Below are 255 nucleotides of genomic sequence, written 5' to 3'. Positions count from 1 at the left end.
ACCCCTGTTTCCGGAACGCTCTCCTCCGCAGGAAACCGCACGCCAGATCGTGGTTTTCGAGACGGCCATGATCTGTCCAATTTCGTGCAAAGATTTTCCAGCCTTGTGCAGCTCAACCGCGTGCCGATGCTGCCTTTCGGTCAACCGCGCAGGCCGTCCCAGCCGTGCCCCGCTACGCCGTGCTGCCTCTAGCCCTGCCCTTGTACGCTCCCGGATGATCTCGCGCTCGAATTCGGCAAACCCGGCGAGGATGGT

Annotated in this window: 1 protein-coding gene; it reads right to left on the bottom strand. The window is 62.0% G+C overall.

The annotated features are described in order from the left end of the window. The coding region (locus WFJ47_RS16505; protein WP_336764456.1) for a recombinase family protein at positions 1-255 on the bottom strand (255 nt) is incomplete at both ends.

This window comes from Asaia sp. VD9 (assembly GCF_037150015.1).
Classification (GTDB): Bacteria; Pseudomonadota; Alphaproteobacteria; order Acetobacterales; family Acetobacteraceae; genus Asaia.
The sequence above is the reverse complement of the archived record's forward strand: the minus strand, read 5'-3'. Positions and strand labels throughout refer to the sequence as shown.